This is a genomic window from Terriglobus albidus (assembly GCF_025685425.1).
Lineage (GTDB): Bacteria > Acidobacteriota > Terriglobia > Terriglobales > Acidobacteriaceae > Terriglobus > Terriglobus albidus.
In genome coordinates this window covers 1-1,443 of sequence record NZ_JAGTAS010000017.1, presented here as the reverse complement: position 1 = coordinate 1,443, position 1,443 = coordinate 1, and the positions used below count along the sequence as shown (strand labels likewise).

The 1,443-nt window shown below is 57.1% G+C and carries 1 protein-coding gene; it reads right to left on the bottom strand.

Annotation, left to right across the window (positions count from 1 at the left end):
• Nucleotides 1-9: 9 nt before the first annotated feature.
• Nucleotides 10-1,338 (bottom strand): IS4 family transposase, encoded by a 1,329-nt coding sequence (locus OHL21_RS00110; protein WP_263415215.1) that lies wholly within the window; start codon nt 1,336-1,338, stop codon nt 10-12.
• Nucleotides 1,339-1,443: the final 105 nt, after the last annotated feature.

Here is a 1,443-nt window from a genome sequence, read left to right as displayed (position 1 = left end):
AGCCTAATGTCACTTACTTTTTGATTTTGGGAGAGGACCGAAGTGATGTTTTGAGGGGAAGGATTTTCCTTTTCCCCAGATTTCGCGAGGGTAAGATCGATGTTTGGTTCGTTGTGGAAGCTTGGCTTTTGCGATGTAGTCGAGTAGTCGTTCGTATGTTTGTTGCCTAAGGATTGGGTCCGGCGAGCAGAGTTTGTGGCTCATGGCATTGATCAAGCCGTAGGCCTGAGTGAAGCTCAAGACTCGAGGGTCGAGGCCGGCCCTGCGGGCTGCTTTGGCCATAAACGCCCTGACCAGCCCATAGGCGATGACGGCGATGAGCATCTCTTTCTCCACCGCAGCCTGGCTTTTGCCATGGGGATGCTCCAGGCGCAGGGTGCCCTTCAAGGTTCTGAGATCCAGTTCCAAATTCCAGCGCTCGCCGTACAAGGCGACGATCTGGTCAGCCTCCTGCTCGAGCGTGGTGAACAGATAGAGGCTGTCACGAAACCCCTTGGCCGAGCGCACGATCAGCCGGCCTTTGATCTCGGCATCCACCAGCTCCGGGTACTTTTTGCGTTCCTGAGCGCTTGGCTTCCAACAGACGAAAACCTCTCCCTGAGATGGCAGAAATTTACCTCCCAGCGACAGAGCCCGTGCCTTGGTCAAGCGGAACAGCGCTTGATGGCCGCTGCTGACCACCGCCTCTGCGAAGGCGAAGATCCCGAAGCCACTGTCCCCGATAATCACGCTGTCGGCGGGAGCACGGCTTAGAACCTTCCTGGCTAGACTTTGCTCGCTCACCGCTTCGGGGCCATACATCGGTCCCCAGGCAGGCCGTTGTGCTATCCCCGTCCTCACATCATGCAGCGATACCCATTTCATGATCCCCCAGTGCCCTAGACCATGCTGGTTCCGGCTGGCAGGAAAAGCCTTCAAGATGTCGGCCGTATGTTCCAGACGAACGCTGCTGCCATCCAGCAGCATCACCGGCCGCCCCCACTTTGCTTCCGGCTCGATCTGACGGCTGAGTTCGGCTAAGGTCTGATCGCAGACCTGCTCCACCGTCTCCGCAGTGATTCGTCCACAGGCCCTGGCGTAGCCGCCCGTATTGGCTGAAATACGCCTATCCCGGACGCGCTTACCGTTGCCCAGTAGACCATCCAGACGACCGCTCACCAGCGCCTGCACCGCTTGCTGCTGCGTCCCCCGTTCACTCAGACGCTGCAGCAACATCATTTCCACCACCACCGCCAACGTGTAGATCTGGCCGCCTCCGCCAAAATCCTCCCACGTCACAGAAGGTACGATTTGCTCATACAACTTCAGCAGGTCTTCAGCTTCCGCCTTCTTCTCCATAACAGACGCAGCGGTTCCTCACAGAGCTACTTCTGATTCAACCCTAGCTCCCTCTCCTCAACTCACTTTTTCTCCTCTCACGTACAAAGTAAGTGACATTAGGCT